Genomic DNA, 21101 nt, shown 5'->3' with positions numbered 1-21101 from the left:
GGCTCTGCATCAGTATCGGAAGGTGAAAAGGCCGCCAGTCTAGTGCCCAAGCCCGTTGGGGCCAAGCGCTTACGACTGACGGTGTTGCAAGACTTGTCAGGCCTGGGTGGGCGCAGTAGTTTTGAATCCCGTTTTTTTCATCAGGGTCTGTCCATGAGCAATAACCCCCGTGTTGCCGATTATCCGATCCACACCCAATTCACCGAGCGCTGGTCGCCCCGCGCCTTTACCGGCGAGAGCATCCCGCAGGAGACGCTGCTGAGTTTCTTCGAAGCAGCACGCTGGGCGCCTTCGGCCTACAACTCGCAGCCGTGGCGGTTTCTGTATGCGCGCCGTGACACGCCGGACTGGGAGCGCTTCCTGGGCCTGCTGAATGAATTCAACCGCAATTGGGCGCAGCATGCGTCGGCCCTGATCATCATCGCGTCGAAAACCGACTTCATCGCCCCGGGTGCTACCGAAGAAACCCCGGCGCTGTGGCACACCTTCGACACCGGCTCGGCCTGGGGCCACCGGGCGCTGCAAGCCAGCCTCAGTGGCTGGCACACCCACGGCATGGCCGGTTTCGACCAGGAACTGACCCGCAAGGAGCTGAAGATTCCCCAGGGTTATGCGCTGCATGCGGCCGTGGCGGTGGGCAAGCTGGGTGACAAGTCGAGTTTGCCGGAGTACCTGCAAGGGCGCGAAATGCCGAGCCCGCGCAAGCCGTTGAGCGAGCTGGTGTCCGAGGGGAACTTCAGTCTCTAAGCATCGCCCTCTCATCCTCTGTAGGAGCGAGCTTGCTCGCGAAGAACGTCAACGATGACGCGCACTTTCTGAATAAGCGCGGCGCCTGTGAGTTTTTCGCGAGCAAGCTCGCTCCTACATGAGGCCATCGGGCAAGCTCTTCAGTACCCGCGCTCGAAATCCACTTCCCCGCGTAGCGCTTGCTTGGCCTGATACGCCCGCAGGTTCTGCACAAACAACTCCACCATCATTGGCGGCGAGGTCGGGGCCGAGCTGTGCCCGGTCAACAGCAAACCCCACGCCGTCCAGAACGGGTGGCGTTGCGGCAAGGGCTCCTGGCGGCACACGTCGATCACCGCGCCGGCCAGGTGCCCTTCTTTGAGCGCCTCGACCAGATCGGCGTCCACCACCGCCACGCCGCGTCCGACGTTGATAAACAACCCGGTGGGCTGGAATTGCTTGAACAGCGCCGCGTCGTACAGGTCATGGGTATCAGGCGTGTTGGGCAGCAGGTTGATCACGTAATCCACCTCCCCCACCAGCCGGCCCAACTGGTCGAGCCCCGCCACTTCGATAAACGGTGCCTGCTCGCGGGCCTGGCTGGCGATGCCATACAACTGCACGCCGAACGGCAGCAGAAACTCGGCCACGCGCTGGCCGATGTCACCGGTGCCGACGATCAGCGCCTTACGCCCCGCCAGGCTCTGGCCCATGCGGTTATCCCATTTGCGCTCCACCTGGCTGACCAACCGCGCCAGCACTTCACGCTCGTGGCCCAGCATGTAGGTGAGGACAAACTCGGCCATGACCTGGCCAAAAATGCCTACCGCGCGGGTCAGCCGGTAGTCGCGTGGCAAGCCATCGGCCAGCAGTGGCGTGATGCCCGCCCAGGTCGATTGCAGCCATTGCGGATGATGGCCCTGGCGCAGCAGGGTAGCCAACAGATCGGGCTGGCCCAGCCACACCGGACAGTCGGCGGCCAGGCGCGAGAGTTCGGCCGAGTCGCCGCTGGTCAGCACTTCGAGGTCTGGGGCGGCGTCCCTGAGCAATTGGGCGTAGAGCGGATGATCCTGTTCAGCAATCAGAACACGCATGGTTCAAACCTTTGAAAAAACAGTGCAGACGGCCGCCCGCATCCTTACGGCCACCGTCCTCTAATACGATTCCATTGAAGCTGTGCCCTGAAGCGGGCACTGGTCGATCACATCGGGTCGTTGCGGCGCAGCAGCTCTTCGGGCAAGTGCTCGATGTACTCGTCCTCGGCCGGCGGCATTTGCAGGTGGTAGCCCTGCTTGTCGAGGTTTTCCAGCACCACGGCGATGTCTTCGCGCGACAGCTTGCGCTCCGGCGTCAGCACCATGTCAAAGGCGTGATGCGCCTTGCCAAAGGCTTCCATCAACGGCTCGGGCACGCGCTCCAGGGCATCGCTTTTGAGCACATAGAGGTACATGCCGTCTTTTTTCTTGCTGCGGTAGATGGAGCAAATACGTTTCAAGGCTGTTCTCCGGCATTGGCCAGGCTGTCGAGCAACGCCTGGCCCATCAACTCGCGGCGCCAGCCACGCAGCGAGTCTGGCAATTGGTAAGGCCCATCGGGGTAGCCACTTTTAACCAGGGCTTCGAGGGTTTTCTTGCGCAGCATCAGTTCCGGCGCCATGTCCAGGCGCTCGGCGAAGGTTTGGCCCAGGGCCCGCAGTTGCTTGATCAACGCTGCAGCGTCCACCGGTAACGGCTCTGCCACGGCAGGCGGCCATTGGTCCATGGGCAGGCTGGCAGTGCGTTTGATCAGGTCCAGCAGGAACTGGCCGTCCTGGCGCACCGTACGCGGGTGCATGTCTTCGATCTTGCCCAGGGCGGCGAGGTTATCCGGCTGGGATTTGGCCAGGGGCCACAGAGAGTGTTCGCGAACGATGCGGTTGCGCGGCAAGTCGCGGGCACGGGCCTGCTGCTCGCGCCAGGCGCAGAGTTCACGCAGCACCGCGAGTTGGGCACGGGACAACTTCCACGCCAGCTTGGCGTCGCGGTACACCTCGTAGGGGTCGATCTCACGGCGCAGGTTGGCCACCAGTTCGGTGCCGTCTTCCAATACCCACGCGTATTTATCGTCCGACAGTTGCGGGCGCAGGCGGGTGTAAACCTCGGCCAGGTGCACCGCGTCTTCGGCGGCGTAGCTGACCTGCGTCTCCGACAATGGCCGCTGCAGCCAGTCGGAGCGGGTTTCGCCCTTGGGCAGCTCGATATCCAACACCGCCTGCACCAGGCGCGAGTAGCCCATGGAGAAACCGAGGTTGAGGTACGCCGCCGCCAATTGGGTGTCGAACAACGGCACTGGCAAGCTGCCAGTCAGGCGCAACAGCACTTCCAGGTCTTCGCTGCAGGCGTGCACCACCTTGATCACCGCCGGGTTCTCCAGCAAGGCGGCCAAGGGTTGCCAATTGTCGATAGTCAGGGGGTCGATCAGGTAAGCGCGCACGCCATCACCGATCTGGATCAGCCCGGCAATAGGGTAAAAGGTGTCGACCCGCATGAATTCGGTGTCGAGGGCGACGAATGGCAACTGCTGCCATTCGGCGCAATGCTGGCCGAGGCTATCGTTGTCGCAGATCCAGTGAATATCGATGGCCACACGGCTCTCCCTTGAAGAATGGCGCGCAGTATATATCGCGAAAGGGGCTTGCGAGCATCCGCAGTGCACACGCCATCATGAAAACTCCGACAGGAGATGAAGAATAGTCCGACAAACGGGCGTTATCCTCTCTTACGCAAAACGTAGACGCACCATCGCCGCGAGCCCGGCAGGAACTCTTGGTAATTGAGGATTTTGAAGCCGGCTTGGCGAAACTCGCTCTCTACCGGCGTGCCCACGTTCACGGCAACAATCACCGTGTCGCGACTGACGCGGTGAAACTCATGCAATAACATGAGTCGTGCATCGCTGCCGGGCACATGGCGAAACAAATCCAGGCAGAAAATGCAGTCCACCGCATTCGCCGAAAGGCCAATGGAAAACGCCGAGCCCTGGAATGTTTTGACACGCTTGAGCAACGTACCCGGGTGATGGGTGCGCGCGTGATCGAGCATCGCCTGGGAGTTGTCCGAGGCCAGGATCACACGGTTGACGTGTTCGGCCAGCACCGGCCAGAAGCGCCCGGAACCGCACGCCAGGTCGAGGATAAGCCCTGGCTCGCCCGCCACTTTCAGGGCCTGGCGTACCAACCGCGCATCGCGCCACGCCGACATGCGCTGCAACAGCCTGGGCGGACGCGGGTCGCCGCAGCCCCTGGCATGCTCACGGTCATAGCGCTCGGTGAATTCGGTCTCGATGGAGGATGGAGGTTGTGGCGACATCGCGGGCTCATGTGAATGAAACGGTAGTGAACGACCTTGATCCGCAGCTTAACCTTCGCAACGTGAAAAAAAGGTCGAAAGCCCACACCGCTAAAACCGGTCACGCTTGATGCAAGTACCACCGCCAATCCTGCTCCCCCACCTCGCCCATGAACTGGCGGTATTCGGCACGTTTGACCGCCAGGTAAACGCTTAGGAATTCGCGCCCGAACGCATCCGGTGCCCAGCGGGAGGTTTCCAGCGCGCGCAAGGTGGTCAGCCAGTCGGTGGGCAGCAGTTCCTTGGCCTGGGCGTAGCCGTTGCCTTGCACCGGGGCGCCAGGGTCGAGCTGTTCGCGGATGCCTCGATGAATCCCGGCCAGGATCGCAGCAGCCGCCAGGTAGGGGTTGGCGTCGGCACCGCAGATGCGGTGTTCGATATGCCGGGATAGAGCCGGGCCACCGGGCACGCGCAGGCTGACGGTGCGGTTGTCCACGCCCCAGGTGGCAGCGAGCGGCGCATAGCTGTTGGTTTGGAAGCGTCGATAAGAGTTGGCGTTGGGGCAGAACATCAACAGTGAATCGAGCAAGGTACTGAGCATGCCGCCCACGGCTTGGCGCAGCAGTGGCGTGCCGTCGGTCGCTTCACTGGCAAACAGGTTATTGCCCTGGGCATCGGCCAGGCTGACGTGCATGTGCATGCCGGTGCCGGCCAGGTCGTCGAACGGCTTGGCCATGAAACAGGCGCTCATTCCATGTTTGTGCGCCACGCCCTTGACCAGGCGTTTGTAGCGCACGGCTTCGTCCATCGCCTGCAGCGCGTCGGTGCGGTGTTCGAGGGTGATTTCCACTTGGCCCGGCGCGTACTCGGAGATAGCTGTGCGCGCCGGAATCCCTTGCAGTTTGCAGGCGCTGTAGAGGTCGGCAAGAAACGGCTCGATCTGCTCCAGTTCGCGCAGGCCGTAGACTTGCGTCGAACGCGGGCGATTGCCATCCACATCCCGCGCCGGTTGCGGGCGGCCGTTGCTGTCAGGCTTTTGGTCGAGCAGGTAGAACTCCAGCTCCGCCGCCATCACCGGGTAATAACCGTCGGCCTTGAGCGCCTCGATAACATTGGCCAGCAGGTGCCTGGGGTCGGCCACGGTGGCGGGCAGACCTTCGGTGGGGTGCATGCTGACTTGCACCGCTGCGGTGGGGATCAAGCGCCATGGCATGCGCTGCAAGCTGCCGCTGATCGGGTAGGCGCGGCAGTCAATATCCCCCACCTCCCAGACCAGCCCGGAGTTTTCTACGTCATCGCCATTGATGGTCAGGCCGAGGATGGTACTGGGCAGAGGCCGGCCACTTTCGTACACCGCCAGCAGTTCGTCGCGGTGCAGCAGCTTGCCGCGCGGTACGCCGTTGTTATCGAGGATAAACAGCTCGAACATTTCAATGTCGGGGTTCTGTTCAAGGAAGGTCTGGGCTTCATGCAGGCTGGCAAAAACACTCATGGGAATTCTCATACGTTTGCGTCAGGCAAGCGCGCAGGCGCCGCCGGGCAGATGCGCACAGGTGTGCGTCATCCTTGGGGTAGATCAACGTAGGAGAGAGGTATCTGGCGGGCGCGCGTGTCGGCAATGGAACAAGGCCCAGAACGCAAGCGCAGACGGCAATGTCGCGGTGTGAGTGTCGGGGCAAGCGTGCATGCGCGGTTCACAGTGATAGAGAGACTGGAGCGTCACACGCGAGGTTACACGGGTAAATTCAGGCTTGATGGAGTTTGGTTGCAGTTTGGCTAAACATTCTGTCTGGAGGAGCGAGATTGCTCGCGAAGATCGTTAACGATAACGCGGGGTGCCTGGTTCACAGCGGCGCACACAGCTTTTTCGCGAGCAAGCTCGTTCCTACAAAAAACGGGCATTATGGCTGCTTCAACCGAGCCCTAAGGATTCGACTCCATGAAAGCGCCTCTGGCCCTCTGTGTACTGGCAAGCCTGGCCAATGTCGCCCAGGCCGACACCGCTGCATCTCGCCTTGACGACGTGATTGCGCGCGGCACCCTCACCGTGTGTACCACCGGCGACTACAAGCCTTACACCTCGCTGCGCAGCGACGGCGGCTATGAAGGTATCGACATTGCCATGGCCGAGTCCCTGGCCAAGAGCCTCAACGCCAAAATCAACTGGGTGCCCACCACCTGGAAAACCCTGATGCCGGACTTTCTGACCCAACGCTGCGACATCGCGGTGGGCGGAATTTCCGTGTCGTTGGAACGTCAGAAAAAAGCCTTCTTCAGCCAGTCTCTCGGGGTCGATGGCAAGATCCCACTGGTGCGCTGCGCCGATGTGCAGCGCTACCAGACGGTGGAACAGATCAACCAGCCCCAGGTGCGAGTGATCGAACCCGCCGGTGGCACCAATGAAGTGTTTGCCCGTGCGCACCTGGGCCAGACGCAGATTCGCCTGCATGACAACGTGACGATTTTTGATGAATTGCTGGCGGGCAAAGCCGATGTGATGATTACCGACGCCAGCGAGGCGCGTTATCAGCAGAAGCTCAAGCCTGGGTTGTGTGCGGTCAACCCGGAGCAACCGATGCAGTACAGTGAAAAAGCCTTTTTGCTGCCGCGCGATGATGTGGCCTGGAAGAGTTATGTGGATCAGTGGTTGCATTTGAGTGTGGCGACGGGGGCGTATGCGGGGATTGTGGGGCAGTGGTTGGCTGCGCCTTGAATGCGGGGTGTCAGGTAGATCGGTCTTGATTGTCCGGCCGTCATCGCAGGCAAGCCAGCTCCCACATTGGGATCCTGGGGCGTCAGCCCGGTCCTACGCCTTGATCAACGCTACAAACGCCGCACACGCAGCGCTGCGATACGCGCCCTTGCGGCTCAGGAGTGCCGCGGTGCGCTGCGGCAACGGTGGATTGATCACCACGGCATGCAGGCCCGCCTGAGCCTCGGCCAGTGCGCGGGGCAGGATGGTTGCCAGGGGCGTGCTGCGCACGATTTCGATGATCGCGCTGATGGAGTTGGCCTCCATGGCAATCTGCGGTTTAACCCCTTGTTGGTGGCAGTAGTCGTCGATATAGCGGCGGGTGGCGAAGCCTGTGTTCAGTAGCACCAGGGGTTGTTCGAGCCAGGCTGGTTGTGTGCGTTCTGAATGGCTGGCACTGACGACCAGGCTCAGCTCTTCGACAAACAGCGCCTCACAGTCGATCTCCAGCCCATGCTCGCCGGTAAAGCCGATGCCGATATCCAGCAGGTCCTCGCCCAGGGCGGCTTCGATGCGGTCTTGGGTCAGTTCCTCAATGCTCAAGGTGATGCCGGGATACGACGCATTGAAGCGTGCCAGCAGCGGGCCGATCAGGTAGGCGGTGAAGGTCGGCGTCATGGCCAGGCGCAAATGCCCCCGGCGCAGGTCCTGCACGTCATGTATGGCGCGGGTGCCGGCCTGTAGATCCTGCAAGGCCAGCCGCGCATAACGCACATAGGCCTGCCCCGCGTCGGTCAGGCTGACACTGCGCCCGGAACGGTCCAGCAGTGGCGCGCCCAGGCTTTCTTCCAGTTGCTTGATCTGTTGCGACAAGGTCGGCTGCGACACGTGCAGCGCCTCGGCGGCACGCGTGAAATTGCGATGCTCGGCAACGGCCAGCAAGTAACGGATATGACGCAACAGCATGGGCAGCGCTCCAACTATAGGCATGACTTATAGAAAGCATAATAAACCGGTCTTGGACGCTATAACCGAAAACTTCCATCCTTGCCCCATCAGCGACGCAAGGAGAACCACCATGCAGCATCTCATCGACGGCTTTCGCAAATTCCAACGTGAAGCCTTTACCCCTCGCAGTGACTTGTTCAAACACCTGGCGACCACGCAAAACCCCGGCACCTTGTTCGTGTCCTGCTCTGACAGCCGCGTAGTCCCCGAGCTGTTGACCCAGCAGGAACCCGGTGACCTGTTCGTCATCCGTAACGCCGGCAACATAGTGCCGTCCTACGGCCCGGAACCGGGAGGCGTGTCGGCCACAGTCGAATATGCCGTAGCGGTGCTGGGCGTCAGCGACATTGTGATTTGCGGGCACTCGGACTGCGGTGCAATGACTGCAATTTCTACCTGCAAATGCCTGGACCACCTGCCCGCCGTGGCCAACTGGTTGCGCCATGCCGAGTCGGCCAAGGTGATCAATGCAGCCCGTACGCATGCCTCGGACGCTGCCCGCCTGGATGCCTTGGTGCGCGAAAACGTGGTCGCCCAACTGGCTAATCTCAAGACCCACCCTTCGGTCGCCCTGGCGCTGGAACAAGGCCGGATGAACCTGCATGGCTGGGTGTACGACATCGAAACCGGCGGCATCGACGCTTTGGACGGGCACACCGGGCGCTTCGTCTCCCTGCTCGACCACCCCAGCACCCGCGCCCACGCCGCCTGAACCTTATTCAACCCAAGAGGACGTCACCATGTTGCAATCCCAATTCGCCCAAACCCCACGCCTGGCCCTGGCCGACACCGTTATCGACCTCAAGGCACGCAAAAACCTGTCGTGGCAGGACCTCACCGACGGCACCGGGCTGAGCCTGGCATTCGTCACCGCAGCCCTGCTCGGCCAGCACCCGCTGCCCAAGGAGGCGGCCGACATCGTGTGCGGCAAACTCGGCCTTGACGAGGACGCCAGCCGACTGCTGCAAAGCGTCCCACTGCGCGGCAGCTTCCCGAGCGGTGTACCGACCGACCCAACCATGTACCGTTTCTACGAAATGCTGCAGGTCTACGGCTCTACCTTGAAGGCCCTGGTGCATGAGCAATTCGGCGACGGCATCATCAGCGCCATCAACTTCAAGCTGGACATCAAGAAAGTCGAAGACCCGGACGGCGGCTCCCGTGCGGTCATCACCCTGGACGGTAAATACCTGCCGACCAAACCCTTCTGATTTGCCGCCAACCGTCTACGCTCTTGGCACACCAACAAGAACGAGGGACGGGTAAATGAAGAGACTGCTCCGATTCACCTGGCTGCTGCTGTTGTGTTGCAGCCAGGTGCATGCTGCCACGGCACAGGAAGCGGATGCCCAAGCCGCCAAGGCCCTGCTGGAAAAAGCCTTGGCGTACTACCACAAGCAAGGTGACAAGGCGTTCGCCGCCTTCAGCCGTCAGGGCGAGTTCATCGACCAGGACCGCTATGTGTTTGTGGTCGATACAAAAGGCGTGCTGCTGGCCAGTGGCGGGCCCTCCTTCGCGCTGATCGGTCGCGATGTGTCCGAGGTTCTCGGGCCCGACCTGCAAGCCTCGTTCAAACAAGCCCTTAGCGTGCCCGAAGGCCAGGGTATCCAGCAGGCTGACTATCGCTGGCAGAACTGGAATGACGGCAAGGTCGAACACAAGCATGTGTTTTATCAGCGGGTGGGCGAACGCATCCTGGCGGTCGGTTATTACTTGCCGCGCGCCACGCCGGAACAGGCACGGGCGCTGCGCAACAAGGCGGTGGAGGCGTTGGTCAAGGATGAAACCGGCACGCTCAAGGCGATCAACTCCTTGCAAGGTGGCTTCCTGCAAGATGACCTGTACGTGTTTGTGGTGGACCTGAACACCCGGCGCTACGTCGCCCACGGCACCAACCTGCGCCTGATCAACACCGATTTTGCCAAGATCAAGGACCCGGATGGCAAACCGGTGGGTGTGCCGATCCTCCAGATGATGGCCGAACAGGACCAGGGCGAATACAAATACCGCTGGAAAAACCCGGTGACCGGCAAGGTCGAGAACAAGCATGCCTATGTGCGCAAGAGCGGGCATTTCATGGTTGCGGTGGGGTATTACAGCCCCTGATCCTGATCGTTCCCACGCTCTGCGTGGGAACGCCGCCTGGGACGCTCCGCGTCCGCTTATCTAACTTTGTCTTCACGGCCGCGCAGTACCCGATTCGGCATCGCTATCGCAGCGGCCAACCCCAGCAGCGACACCGCCGCACTCACCATCAGCAAATGCCGGAACGTCACCGCCAGCTCGTCGCGCAACGCATCCTGCGCCGGGCCGGGTGCGGCGTTGAGGCCGTCGAGCAGTACGTTGCCGGAACTGCCTTCGGCCACCAGTGCGCCGCTCGTCAAATGGGCGAAACTGGAATCGTGCAACAGCGCCAGCAGCAACGCCGACATGCAAGCCACCCCCACTGCCCCGCCCAGGGAGCGAAACAGGTTGGTGGTGCTGGTGGCCACACCGATATCTCGTTGCTCTACCGAGTTCTGCGTCCCCACCAACGAGGTCGGGAACTGCATGCCGGCGGCGATACCGCACAACAACATGAAGACGCTGGTAAGCGCCACCGCCTGGGGCGCGCTGTAGGCCATGCCGAGGATCGCCAAGGGGCTCAACAACGCGCCGCTGAGGATCATCGGTTTATAGCGGCCGGTCACCGAGGTCATGCGCCCGGCGAAATACGCGCCCATCGGCAAGCCCATCGCCAACGGCAGCAAGTGCAGGGCTGCGCTGTCGGCACCAGCGCCGGTCACGGTCTGGTAGCGCAGGGGCATCAGCACCGTCAGGGAAATCGCCTGGAAGCTGGTGACGAAAATCGTGCACCAGCACAACACCGCACTGCGGTTGGCAAACAAGTGCATCGGCAACAGCGGTTCCCGTGCGCGGCGTTCGTGCCATACAAACACGCTCAAGGCCAACAGGGCACAGGCCAGCAACCCCAGCACTTGATCGTCACGCCACGAATGGCCCTGGCCGATTTCAGTGATGCCCAGCAACAAGGCGGTGAGGCCGACGATCATCAGCACCGTGCCGAGGTAATCGATGATCGGCTTGCGCTGCGGCACCGGCAGCCCCACCAGAGTGCGATGGGCCACGTACCAGGCACCGACGCCCAGTGGCAGGTTGATCAAAAACACCCATCGCCACGACAGGTACTCGGTCATATAACCGCCCAGTACCGGCCCGGCCACGCTGGCCACCGCGTACATGCTGCTGAAATACCCCTGATAACGTCCCCGTTCGCGGGGAGGAATAATGTCGCCAATGATCGCCTGGCTCACCGAGACCATCCCGCCAGCGCCGATACCCTGCAGAACCCGCGCCAGCACCAGTTGCTCCATGCTTTGCGCAAGGCCGCAGAACAGCGACGCGAGGGTGAACACGCCCATGCCGATGAGCATCATGGGGCGGCGCCCATACAGGTCACCGAGCTTGCCGTAGATCGGCACCGCCACGGTCATCGCTACCATGTAGCCGGAGATCACCCAGGCGAGCAGGTTGACCTCATGGAACTGTGCGGAAATGGCCGGCATGGACACGGCGACAATGGTCTGGTCCAGGGCACCCAGGAAGATCGCCATCATCAGCGCGACCAGGATACTGCGCACGGCGGGAACGGTTGGAGCGGGCTGATTGAGGTGTGTCACGGCAGAACCTTCGAGCAGGGCCCACAGGCAACGGTCACCGGTGGGAATGCTCGATACGATAGCAGGCTATTCGATAGGCTCGTAAGGAAGGCCGACGTAATTTTCTGCGATGGTTTTACGCCCAGCCTCGGAGCGAATGAAATAGTCCAGTTCGCTTTCGGCAATACGCTGGCTGAAGTCATCCGCCTGGGGAAACTGATGCAGCATCGAGGTCATCCACCAGGAAAACCGCTCGGCTTTCCACACTCGGCGCAGGCAGATTGCCGAGTATTTTTCCAGCAAGTCCAGGCGCCCTTCGCGGTACACCTTGAGCAAGATGCGGAACAAGGTGCTCACATCACTGGCCGCCAGGTTCAAGCCCTTGGCACCGGTGGGCGGCACAATGTGCGCGGCATCGCCGAGCAGGAACAGGCGCCCGTACTGCATGGGTTCCACCACAAAGCTGCGCAGCGGCGCGATGCTTTTCTCGATTGACGGGCCGGTCACCAATTGTTCGGCCAATGAGTCGGGCAGGCGGCTTTTGAGTTCATCCCAGAAACGTTCATCTGCCCAGTCTTCCAGCTTCTCTTCGACCGGCACTTGCAGGTAGTAACGGCTGCGGGTCGGCGAACGCATGCTGCACAGCGCAAAACCCCGCGCATGTTTGGCGTACACCAGTTCGGCATGTACCGGCGGCGTGTCGGCCAGCACGCCCAGCCAGCCGAAGGGATAGACCCGTTCGAACACCTTCAGCGCTTGCGCCGGTATCGACTGGCGGGCCACGCCATGGAAACCGTCGCAGCCGGCAATGTAGTCGCACTCCAGGCGACAGGCTTGGCCTTCGTGCTCGAAGGTCAGCCACGGCTGTTCACTTTTCAGGTCATGGGGTTGAACATTGGAGGCTTCGTACAGAGTGGTGGCACCGGCGGCTGCGCGGGCGGCCATCAGGTCGCGGGTGACCTCGGTCTGGCCGTAGATCATCACCGACTGGCCGCCGGTCAAGGCCTTGAGGTCGATGGAGGTGAGTTGGCCATTGAGGGCAATATCAAACCCGTCGTGCACCAGACCCTCGGCGTCCATGCGTTGGCTGACGCCGGCTTCGCGCAGCAGGTCGACCATGCCCTGTTCCAACACACCGGCGCGGATACGGCCTTGTACGTAATCGGCGCTCTGACGCTCTAGAACGAGGGTCTGGATGCCAGCGTTGTGCAGCAGTTGGCCGAGCAGCAATCCGGAAGGACCGGCACCAATAATGGCGACTTGGGTTTTCAGGGTTTTCATTATTTTTATGACCTTCAAGCTTCACGCGAACGTATGGAGTGAAAGAGTTGTCATTGCTCTTGTGGCTGACATTTTTCACTTGAGTGAGGCTCATAAGAAGGTGAAAACTGCGTCAAAACCTGTGCTTTTCGCCAATCGGGGCGATTACCGAACCATTATCCTGAGTATCGGATTGAAACCATGACCAAAACCGCGATTCCGGTCTTCAAGCTTTACGGGGAAAGCCAGCAGTGGCCGACTCCCGATTTGTTGCACTGCGAAACCATTTCCCGGCGCAGTCGGGAATACCAGTGGGAAATCCAGCCCCACCGGCACGCGGACCTGTGCCAGTTGCTGTATGTGCACAAAGGCCAGGCACAACTGGAAATCGAGGGCCAGCGCACCACGCTTAACGAGTCGAGCCTGCAAGTGCTGCCACCGCTGTGCGTGCATGGCTTTCGTTTTTCCGAGAATGTGGAAGGGTTTGTGGTAACGCTTTCGGCGCCGCTGGTCAGCCACTTGCAGGCGCAACTGGGCTCTACCGTCGATGGCCTGCACACACTTGGCAGCTACCCGGCGGGCAAGGACAGCGATTACTTGAACAGCCTGTTCGTACGCTTGCAGGACGAATACGCCGATGACCAACCGGCACGGGACATGATGCTGCACGCCCTGGTCAGCGTGTTGTTGGTATGGGTCAGCCGCCAGGCGATCCAGCGCCGCCATCCACGCGCGCCGCGGGGTCGTGAGTACTTTCGGCGGTTTACGCAACTGGTCGAACAGCATTACCGCGAACACCCGAAGATTGAAGACCTGGCCCACAAGCTGGGCATCTCGGTCTCACACTTGAACGGGACCTGTCGGGAATTGGGTGGGCAACCGGCATTGCAGATCATGCATGACCGCCAATTGCTGGAAGCCAAGCGCCTGCTGACCTACACCAGCATGACCATCAATGAAATGTCCGAGGTGCTGGGTTTTTCCGACCCGACCAACTTCTCACGGCTGTTTCGCCGCAGGGTCGGGTTTTCACCCAAGGCGTTTCGTGAACAACTGAAGGCAGAGCAGCCTACCTGAGCGCACTGAAACTGCCGGTGCGGGGAACGCATTGGTCCTGATGGCAGCTGATAGCGAACGCCGCTGGCTGCATGCGCGTTTGCTCGACGCGGTAGGCGGCAGTCCCATACAGCGCTGTTGCCAATGCGCAGAGGGTGAAAATTGTCAGGTACTTTCTGGTTTTAATGCTCATGGCACAGACCTCTGAACGGATCTACAGGGTGCTGTTTAAAGCATAGGTCAACTTGCCCTGATGCGATGCCATTCAGCGCGCTTATTTCAGCTCAAAGCCCGACATCCCAACCCGGCTCTTCAGGAAAGCGCAGCACCAGGAAATCCAGGAGGCTACGCAACGCCGAAGGCATGTGTTTGCGTGAGGCGTACACCGCATAGATGTTCATTTGTCGTGGCTCGGCGTGCGGCAGCAAGCGCACCAACTCCCCACTGCGAATCAGCTCGCCGGCCTGATAACTGGGCAGCATCGCCACCCCTGCCCCGGCCAGCGTCACGCGCATCAACGTGCTGGCCTCATTGGCCGTGATATTGCCGTGGACCGGCACCGACACGTGCTCTCCGTTTTCTTCGAAATGCCACAGGCTCTTGCCGAAGTAAGAGTGGGTCAGGCAATTGTGCCGGGCCAGGTCTTCGACTTTCTGCGGCGCCGGATGCTCGCGCAGATAAGCCGGTGTGGCGCACACCACCGAGCGACATACGGTCAGGCGCCGGGCGATCAGGTTGGGGTCCAGATCGTTGCTGGTGCGGATCGCCAGGTCGATGCGCTCGTCCACCAGGTTCACCGTGCGATCAAGCATCTGCAAATCCACCGTCACCAGGGGGTAAAGCTTGACGTATTCGGCAATCGCCGCGCCCAGCTGCGCCTGGCCGAACGAGGTGCTGACGCTCAGGCGCAACAGACCTCGGGGCGCGTCATCGGGTTCGCTGACGGCGGCCTGCATATCCCCACACAAATCCAACAATTGCCGGCAACGCGGTAGTGTTTCCCCCCCGGCGGCAGTGAGGCTGAGCTTGCGCGTGGTGCGGTGCAGCAGGCGTGCACCCACCCAGTCTTCCAGCTCCGCCAGGTAACGCGAGACCACCGGGCGCGACAGGTCAAGGTGGTCGGCGGCGGCGGATTGGCTGCCCAGGTCCACCACGGTGACAAACACGCGCATTGCTTGAAGACGATCCATGATTTGCCCGCTTTTAGAAACAAACTATGTCCCAGCATCGCATTTTTTGTCGCGTTTTATGCAACTAAGCTCTGTGCATCCCTTATCTATGGCAGGAGCTGCCCGATGTTCTCGACCTTCAAACGCTTGACCCTGGCTACTGCCGCCCTGGCATTCGCTGCCCACGCAGCGGCGGCAGAGCTGAAACTGGACGTGTACAACCCAGGCGAAGCCGCGATCTTCCCGGTCAGCTCGGTGCTGGTGAGCGGCGAGAAAGACGCGATCCTGGTGGATGCGCAATTCGGCAAAGGCCAAGCCGAGCAACTGGTGCAGAAGATCCGCGCCAGCGGCAAACGCCTGACCACCATCTACATCAGCCATGGCGACCCGGACTACTACTTCGGCCTGGACACCCTCACCGCCGCTTTCCCCGACGCCAAGGTGCTGGCGCCGCAACCGGTGGTCGACCATATCAACGCCACTGTCGCCGACAAGCTGGCCTTCTGGGGCCCGAAAATGGGCGCGGACAAACCGGCCAAGACCCTTGTGCCGCAGGTACTTAAAGGCCACAGCCTGACCCTGGAAGGACAGCAGCTTGAAGTGGTGGGCCTCGACGGCCCGCAGCCAGATCGCAGCTTTGTGTGGATCCCGTCGATCAAGGCCGTGGTTGGTGGTGTGGTTATCGCTGAAAACATCCACGTCTGGATGGCTGATACCCAGAGCGCGCAATCCCATAAAGACTGGTTGGCCACCCTCAAGCGCATTGAAGACCTGAAACCGAACACCGTGGTGCCAGGCCATTACCTGGGCACGCCATCGCTGGCCTCGGTCAACTTCACCGCCGATTACATCAAGGCCTTCGACCTCGAAACCGCCAAGGCCAAGGACTCCGCCGCCCTGATTGCGGCCATGAAAAAACGCTACCCCACCCTCGCCGACGAAAGCTCGCTGGAACTGAGCGCCAAAGTCGCCAAGGGCGAAATGAAGTGGTAACTGGCTTTAAACCTTAACCCTGTTGGAGAACATCATGAGCAAGATTGCAATCATTGGTGCCACCGGCCGCGCCGGTAGCCAACTGCTGGAAGAAGCGCTGCGTCGCGGGCATACCGTCACCGCCATCGCCCGCAATACCGACAAGCTGGCTGTGCGCCCAGGCGTTACGGTCAAACAGGTTGATGCCCTGGATGCCGAGGCCTTGCAACACGCCATCAGCGGTAGCGACGTGGTGATCAGCGCGGCGCACTTCGCCACCCTTCCCGCCAGCGCCGTGATCGGCCCGGTGAAAAAGGCCGGGGTGAAACGTTTGTTGGTGGTCGGCGGCGCAGGTTCGCTGTTGTTGCCCGGTGGCGGGCGCGTGATCGACAGCGAAGGGTTCCCGGCTGAATATAAAGCTGAAGCCAGTGCCGGGGCTGACTTCCTGGAAACGTTGCGTCAGGAAAAGGAGCTGGATTGGACCTTCCTGTCGCCATCGGCCCTGTTCGACGGCACCGAGCGCACGGGCAAATTCCGCCTGGGCAAGGATGAGCTGCTGATGGACAGTGACGGCAATAGCTCGATCAGTTTTGCCGACTTCGCCATCGCCATGCTGGATGAAGTGGAAACACCGAAGCATTCGCGCCAGCGCTTTACCGTCGGTTACTGACCCAACGCCGTCAACGCTAAACACGATGCGAAGCGAGTAGCTCTTGATCTGCTCTTGATCTGCTTTTGATCTTGATCTTAAGCGCCCCGTTAAACCACGCTGGCCGGAATTCGACAGGGATTTGGGGGGTAAACCGGCAGGGATGCCGGTTTAGCCGCCCCGCGCCATGGATGGCGCGTGGCGGCGGCCCCCCAAATCACTGGCGGATTACGGGCACACCGAGCCTAGGCGAGGTGCCGAGTGGTGGGGCAAGAGCCCTTTTGGTTACTTTTGGGGCTCTTTTCCAAAAGTGACCCGCTGTAAAAGCGGAACCCTAGGTGGCCGTTACCGCAGGAATGGATATGTACACAATCCAACTGTGTCGCCTGCCAGGCCGCCTTCGCGAGCAAGCCCGCTCCCACAGTTGGATTGCGGGGGTGTCAGGTAGATATGTGTCGCCTGGGAGGCCGTCATCGCGAGCAAGCCAGCTCCCACATTTGGATCGCGGCGAGTCAGGTAGATTGGCGTTGGCTGTCATCCCACACTGGCTTCACTGACCAACCAATCCATCAGCGCGACCAACCCAACCGACGGTTCCTTCCCCGGCGGATACACCAGGAAATACCCCATCCCCGTCGACACCCGCAGTTCAAACGGCATCGCCAACCGCCCCGCCTTCAGATCCTCGCCAATCAGCGCACTGTCGCCCATCGCCACCCCGGTGCCCTGGGACGCTACGGTCATTGCCAAGTCCAAGGTTTCGAAGTGGTGCCGTTGGATGGGATCGCTCAAGCAGGCATTGGCAGCCTTGAGCCACAACGTCCAATCGCGCTCGTCTCGGGTCGGGTGCAACAGTACCTGATGCTGCAAATCCTGCGGCGTACGCAAACTGCCCAGCAACCCAGGCACGCAGACCGGCGTGAGACGCTCGTCGAACAGATGCCGCGCCTCGGCCGACTGCTCGGCGATGGGCCCGTAGATCACCGCCGCGTCAAACGTCTCACGACGAAAGTCGACGTTATAGGCCACCGTCGTGGTGAGCTCCACCGGCACATCCGGGCGTTCTTTTTGCCATTGCAGCAAGCGCGGCAACAACCAGCGCATCACGCAGGTGGACGCTTTGAGCTGCAAGGTGCGGCGCCGGTCACCGATGTGCTCCACCGCGTCAGCGAGCAAGCCAAACACCTGTTGCGCGCACGCCAGCCATTCGCGCCCCTCCTCCGTCAGGCTCAAGCCCCGCGCCTGGCGCCGGAACAAGGCATAGCCCAACTGGCTTTCCAACCCGGCCACCTGCCGGCTCACCGCGCCCTGGGTGATGTGCAGGTGTTCGGCGGCACGGGTAAAGTTGCAGCACTGGGCCGTGACCCAGAAGGTGTGCAACGCAGGTAACGGAGGGAGGCGTTTCATCGGGGCGCAGCCATGACGGGAGGACATGGCGAGTATGACTTTTTATCGATTGTTGCCGCCACTGGCCAACCGCTCCAATAGCGCTTCGAATCCATCACAAGAGCGACCTGTATGGCGACCTGCGGCGAAGTATTGGTGCACCTCCTGGAACGCTACGGCGTGGACCACGTGTTCGGCATTCCCGGCGTGCACACCGTGGAGCTGTACCGGGGCTTGGCGCGCTCCAGTATTCGGCATGTCACCCCGCGCCACGAACAGGGCGCCGGCTTCATGGCCGACGGTTATGCGCGCACCTCTGGCAAGCCCGGCGTGTGCTTTATCATCACCGGCCCCGGCATGACCAATATCACCACCGCCATGGGCCAGGCCTATGCCGACTCGATCCCGATGCTGGTGATTTCCAGCGTGCAAGCACGCAGCCAGTTGGGCGGCGGGCGCGGCAAGTTGCATGAACTGCCGAACCAGAGCGCGCTGGTGGCCGGGGTGGCGGCGTTCTCCCATACCTTGATGTCAGCGGCCGAACTGCCCGCCGTGCTGGCGCGGGCGTTTGCGTTGTTCCAGGCTGGTCGGCCGCGCCCGGTGCATATCGAGATCCCCCTGGATGTGTTGGTGGAAAATGCCGACGCGTTGCTGGGCAGCACGCCTGTCAGCGTCACCCGTGCCGGCGCAGCCCCGGCTGCCATTGAGCAGATGCGCCAGTGGCTGGCTGCGGCCAAGCGCCCGCTGATCCTGGCCGGTGGCGGCGCCATTGACGCCGCCACCGAACTGACCCACCTCGCAGAAACCCTCGGCGCGCCCGTGGCCTTGACCATTAACGCCAAGGGTATGTTGCCCGCCGCGCACCCGCTGCTGATCGGCTCCACGCAGACACTGCCCGCCACCCGTGCCTTGGTGGCTGAAGCTGACGTGGTATTGGCGATCGGCACCGAGTTGGCGGAGACCGACTACGACGTCACCTTCGCCGGCGGTTTCAACATTCCCGGAACGCTGCTGCGCATCGATATCGACCCGGACCAGACCGTACGAAACTACCCGCCCCAAGTGGCACTGGTGGCCGATGCGCGCATTGCCGCCCAAGCCCTGCTTACCGAAATCAACCGCCAGCCGCCGGCGCCGCGCACTGCCGACTGGGGTGCAGCACGCGTCGCCCGTTTGTGGGCCGAGCTGGAACCTGCCTGGGACGCTGCGACGCGTGCGCAAACCCGGTTTCTCAACGCCGTTCTGGAGGAACTGCCCGGCGTGGTGTTCGTGGGCGACTCCACTCAACCGGTGTACAGCGGCAACCTGACCCTTAACCTCGACCACCCACGCCGCTGGTTCAATTCCTCCACCGGTTACGGCACCCTGGGTTATGCCCTGCCTGCGGCCATTGGTGCCTGGCTCGGGCGCGGCGATGGCCAACCGGTGGTGTGCCTGATCGGCGACGGCGGCCTGCAATTTACCCTGCCGGAGCTGGCCAGCGCGGTGGAGGCCCGTACCCCTGTGATTGTGCTGTTGTGGAATAACCAGGGTTATGAAGAGATCAAGAAGTACATGGTCAACCGTGACATCGAGCCGGTGGGTGTGGACATCTACACGCCGGACTTTATCGGCGTGGCCACGGCCTTGGGTTGCGCGGCAGAAAGCATCCGCGGCATCGAACATCTTCGCACCGCATTGCATGCTGCTGCTGATCGCCAGGGGCCGACGCTGCTTGAAATCGACCAGGGGCGGTGGGAGTTGACGAATCTGTAATCCCGCAACGCTGGACCTGTGGCGGGGGAGCTTGCTCCCGTGACGCCCTGCCAGCCAACGCCCTATGCGCGCTTACCTCACCACTCGGCATCCGCATTTTTTCAATAGCCCCTGCGACTTTCTGATTTGCCCTGCTGCACGCTCCATGGCCTGATTCGCCCTTGTTCATTCAAGGCAGGCCCATGGAAAACGTTCAGGCAAAATCCACCTCCGCACTATGGCTGATGATCAGCGTAGTGCTCGTCGCTCTCAACTTGCGCCCCTCGATGGCGGCCGTGGGGCCCTTGCTGGCGTCGATTCGTGAGGATGTGCCGCTAAGTTTCAGCAGCGCCGCCTTACTGACCATGTTGCCGGTCATGGCCATGGGCCTGGCGATGTTCTTTGGCATGGGCCTGGCCAAGCGCGTGGGCGAGCATCGCAGCATTGTGCTGTCGCTGCTGGTGATTGGGCTGGCGACCTTGTCGCGGTTGTTCCTGGATTCGGCACTGGAACTCATCGTGAGTGCCATCGCGGCGGGAGTCGGCATTGCGCTGATTCAGGCATTGATGCCGGCGCTGATCAAGTCGCGGTTCAGCGCCAATGTCTCGTTATTCATGGGCCTGTATGTCACCGCGATCATGGGCGGCGCGGCCCTGGCTGCTTCGTTCTCGCCGTTGGTGCAAGCCCGGACCGGCAGTTGGCGTATCGGCCTGGCTATCTGGGCACTGCTGGCGTTGTTTGCCCTGGTGTTCTGGTATGCCCAGCGTGCGGCACTGCCGCCGTTGCCTCAAGCCGGCTCGGGCCCTCAGGAGGCTTTTTTCAGCAATCGCCGCGCCTGGTTGCTGGCGATCTTTTTTGGCCTCGGCACCGCGTCCTACACCTGTGTGCTGGCGTGGCTGGCGCCCTACTACGTCGAGCAGGGTTGGAGTGAACAGAATGCCGGCTTGCTGCTGGGCTTCTTGACCGCCATGGAAGTGATCTCCGGCCTGGTCACCCCGGCCATCGCCAACCGCCGCCAGGATAAGCGTAGCGTGGTGGCGGTGTTGCTGGTGCTGATCATCCTGGGTTTCTGCGGGCTCATTCTCAGTCCGCAACACTGGAGCCTGTTGTGGCCATGCCTGCTCGGCCTGGGGATTGGCGGCCTGTTTCCGATGAGCCTGATCCTGTCCCTGGACCACCTCGACAACCCGCGCCGCGCCGGTGGCCTTACCGCGTTTGTGCAGGGCATCGGTTATCTGATCGCCGGCCTGTCGCCGCTCATCGCCGGCATGATCCGCGACCAATTGGGCAGCTTCGAATGGGCCTGGTGGTCATTGATGGCAGTGAGCGGGCTGATGCTGCTGATCGTCATGCGGTTCAACCCGGCGCATTACGCACGCCATATCCGCTGACGTCGTATTACAAACATTTTTTGTCCCACATAAAACATTGAAGGGTCCTACAGAGCTTTCTATTGGTACGAGC

General features: G+C 61.6%; 21 protein-coding genes. 10 read left to right on the top strand and 11 right to left on the bottom strand.

Annotated features, from left to right (window positions below; translation table 11 throughout):
• Window positions 1-153 precede the first annotated feature (153 nt).
• Window positions 154-747: a nitroreductase family protein gene (locus ACP7CZ_RS06450; protein WP_294155964.1), complete on the top strand. Its 594-nt coding sequence runs from the start codon at window positions 154-156 to the stop codon at window positions 745-747.
• Window positions 748-887: 140 nt separating this feature from the next.
• Here ACP7CZ_RS06450 and ACP7CZ_RS06445 read toward each other — a convergent pair whose 3' ends face one another.
• The 5 genes from ACP7CZ_RS06445 to ACP7CZ_RS06425 form a co-directional block, all read right to left on the bottom strand.
• Complete coding sequence (locus tag ACP7CZ_RS06445; RefSeq protein WP_054919992.1) at window positions 888-1820, bottom strand: D-2-hydroxyacid dehydrogenase; 933 nt, start codon at window positions 1818-1820, stop codon at window positions 888-890.
• Window positions 1821-1927: 107 nt separating this feature from the next.
• Window positions 1928-2221, bottom strand: a complete 294-nt coding sequence (locus ACP7CZ_RS06440; RefSeq protein ID WP_003189597.1) for a YcgL domain-containing protein — start codon at window positions 2219-2221, stop codon at window positions 1928-1930.
• Window positions 2218-3351, bottom strand: coding sequence for a ribonuclease D (gene rnd / locus ACP7CZ_RS06435; protein ID WP_294155939.1), 1134 nt, complete (start codon window positions 3349-3351; stop codon window positions 2218-2220). Before rnd ends, ACP7CZ_RS06440 begins: the two co-directional genes overlap by 4 nt.
• Window positions 3352-3473: 122 nt before the next feature.
• The gene (locus ACP7CZ_RS06430; RefSeq protein ID WP_294155936.1) at window positions 3474-4073 is read right to left on the bottom strand and encodes a class I SAM-dependent methyltransferase; all 600 of its coding nucleotides are present in this window, start codon (window positions 4071-4073) and stop codon (window positions 3474-3476) included.
• A gap of 100 nt (window positions 4074-4173) precedes the next feature.
• Window positions 4174-5544 (bottom strand): glutamine synthetase family protein, encoded by a 1371-nt coding sequence (locus ACP7CZ_RS06425; protein WP_181124664.1) that lies wholly within the window; start codon window positions 5542-5544, stop codon window positions 4174-4176.
• 447 nt (window positions 5545-5991) lie between these two features.
• Between ACP7CZ_RS06425 and ACP7CZ_RS06420 the strand changes: the two genes are divergently transcribed.
• Window positions 5992-6765 (top strand): transporter substrate-binding domain-containing protein, encoded by a 774-nt coding sequence (locus tag ACP7CZ_RS06420; RefSeq protein ID WP_034126615.1) that lies wholly within the window; start codon window positions 5992-5994, stop codon window positions 6763-6765.
• 93 nt (window positions 6766-6858) lie between these two features.
• Here ACP7CZ_RS06420 and cynR read toward each other — a convergent pair whose 3' ends face one another.
• Entirely contained in the window at window positions 6859-7710 is an 852-nt protein-coding gene (cynR, locus tag ACP7CZ_RS06415) for a transcriptional regulator CynR (protein WP_197900762.1), read from the bottom strand.
• Window positions 7711-7822: 112 nt separating this feature from the next.
• Between cynR and ACP7CZ_RS06410 the strand changes: the two genes are divergently transcribed.
• Genes ACP7CZ_RS06410 through ACP7CZ_RS06400 form a run of 3 tightly spaced genes read left to right on the top strand, consistent with a single transcriptional unit; the run spans window position 7823 to window position 9858 of the window.
• Window positions 7823-8464 (top strand): carbonic anhydrase, encoded by a 642-nt coding sequence (locus tag ACP7CZ_RS06410; RefSeq protein ID WP_003189587.1) that lies wholly within the window; start codon window positions 7823-7825, stop codon window positions 8462-8464.
• A gap of 28 nt (window positions 8465-8492) precedes the next feature.
• Window positions 8493-8963 carry a cyanase gene (cynS, locus tag ACP7CZ_RS06405; RefSeq protein WP_014717475.1) on the top strand — a complete coding sequence of 157 codons (471 nt, stop codon included), beginning with the start codon at window positions 8493-8495 and terminating at the stop codon, window positions 8961-8963.
• A gap of 55 nt (window positions 8964-9018) precedes the next feature.
• Window positions 9019-9858, top strand: a complete 840-nt coding sequence (locus tag ACP7CZ_RS06400) for a cache domain-containing protein (protein WP_070415413.1) — start codon at window positions 9019-9021, stop codon at window positions 9856-9858.
• Between the two features lie 56 nt (window positions 9859-9914).
• Here the strand turns inward: ACP7CZ_RS06400 and ACP7CZ_RS06395 are convergent, their stop codons facing one another.
• Together ACP7CZ_RS06395 and pobA are read right to left on the bottom strand one after the other, a co-directional pair.
• Window positions 9915-11432, bottom strand: a complete 1518-nt coding sequence (locus tag ACP7CZ_RS06395; protein WP_294155920.1) for an MDR family MFS transporter — start codon at window positions 11430-11432, stop codon at window positions 9915-9917.
• 66 nt (window positions 11433-11498) lie between these two features.
• Entirely contained in the window at window positions 11499-12683 is a 1185-nt protein-coding gene (gene pobA, locus ACP7CZ_RS06390) for a 4-hydroxybenzoate 3-monooxygenase (RefSeq protein WP_205547144.1), read from the bottom strand.
• A 189-nt stretch (window positions 12684-12872) separates the two neighbouring features.
• Here pobA and ACP7CZ_RS06385 point away from each other — a divergent pair, with 189 nt between their 5' ends.
• Window positions 12873-13748, top strand: a complete 876-nt coding sequence (locus ACP7CZ_RS06385; protein WP_294155917.1) for a helix-turn-helix domain-containing protein — start codon at window positions 12873-12875, stop codon at window positions 13746-13748.
• Here ACP7CZ_RS06385 and ACP7CZ_RS06380 read toward each other — a convergent pair.
• Window positions 13741-13920 carry a hypothetical protein gene (locus ACP7CZ_RS06380; protein ID WP_003189580.1) on the bottom strand — a complete coding sequence of 60 codons (180 nt, stop codon included), beginning with the start codon at window positions 13918-13920 and terminating at the stop codon, window positions 13741-13743. The two genes, ACP7CZ_RS06385 and ACP7CZ_RS06380, sit on opposite strands and share 8 nt — an antisense overlap.
• Window positions 13921-14011: 91 nt before the next feature.
• Window positions 14012-14917 (bottom strand): LysR family transcriptional regulator, encoded by a 906-nt coding sequence (locus ACP7CZ_RS06375; RefSeq protein WP_034126609.1) that lies wholly within the window; start codon window positions 14915-14917, stop codon window positions 14012-14014.
• 105 nt (window positions 14918-15022) lie between these two features.
• Between ACP7CZ_RS06375 and ACP7CZ_RS06370 the strand changes: the two genes are divergently transcribed.
• The gene (locus tag ACP7CZ_RS06370; RefSeq protein ID WP_060764432.1) at window positions 15023-15889 is read left to right on the top strand and encodes an MBL fold metallo-hydrolase; all 867 of its coding nucleotides are present in this window, start codon (window positions 15023-15025) and stop codon (window positions 15887-15889) included.
• A gap of 34 nt (window positions 15890-15923) precedes the next feature.
• On the top strand, window positions 15924-16538 hold the full coding sequence (locus ACP7CZ_RS06365; RefSeq protein ID WP_034126607.1) for an NAD(P)-dependent oxidoreductase: 615 nt from the start codon (window positions 15924-15926) through the stop codon (window positions 16536-16538).
• Between the two features lie 513 nt (window positions 16539-17051).
• Here the strand turns inward: ACP7CZ_RS06365 and ACP7CZ_RS06360 are convergent.
• Window positions 17052-17924, bottom strand: coding sequence for a LysR substrate-binding domain-containing protein (locus ACP7CZ_RS06360; RefSeq protein ID WP_054920015.1), 873 nt, complete (start codon window positions 17922-17924; stop codon window positions 17052-17054).
• Window positions 17925-18035: 111 nt separating this feature from the next.
• On the opposite strand from ACP7CZ_RS06360, the gene ACP7CZ_RS06355 reads away from it, so the two are divergent.
• Together ACP7CZ_RS06355 and ACP7CZ_RS06350 are read left to right on the top strand one after the other, a co-directional pair.
• A complete protein-coding gene (locus tag ACP7CZ_RS06355; RefSeq protein WP_294155895.1) occupies window positions 18036-19658 on the top strand; it encodes a 5-guanidino-2-oxopentanoate decarboxylase in 1623 nt (540 codons plus the stop codon).
• A 182-nt stretch (window positions 19659-19840) separates the two neighbouring features.
• A complete protein-coding gene (locus ACP7CZ_RS06350) occupies window positions 19841-21028 on the top strand; it encodes a cyanate transporter (RefSeq protein WP_181124676.1) in 1188 nt (395 codons plus the stop codon).
• The last annotated feature ends 73 nt before the right edge of the window (window positions 21029-21101 follow it).

Source organism: Pseudomonas sp. DWP2-2 (assembly GCF_049897065.1).
Taxonomy (GTDB): domain Bacteria; phylum Pseudomonadota; class Gammaproteobacteria; order Pseudomonadales; family Pseudomonadaceae; genus Aquipseudomonas; species Aquipseudomonas paracarnis.
Note: the sequence above shows the minus strand (reverse complement) of the source record. Positions and strands in the feature narration are given on the sequence as shown.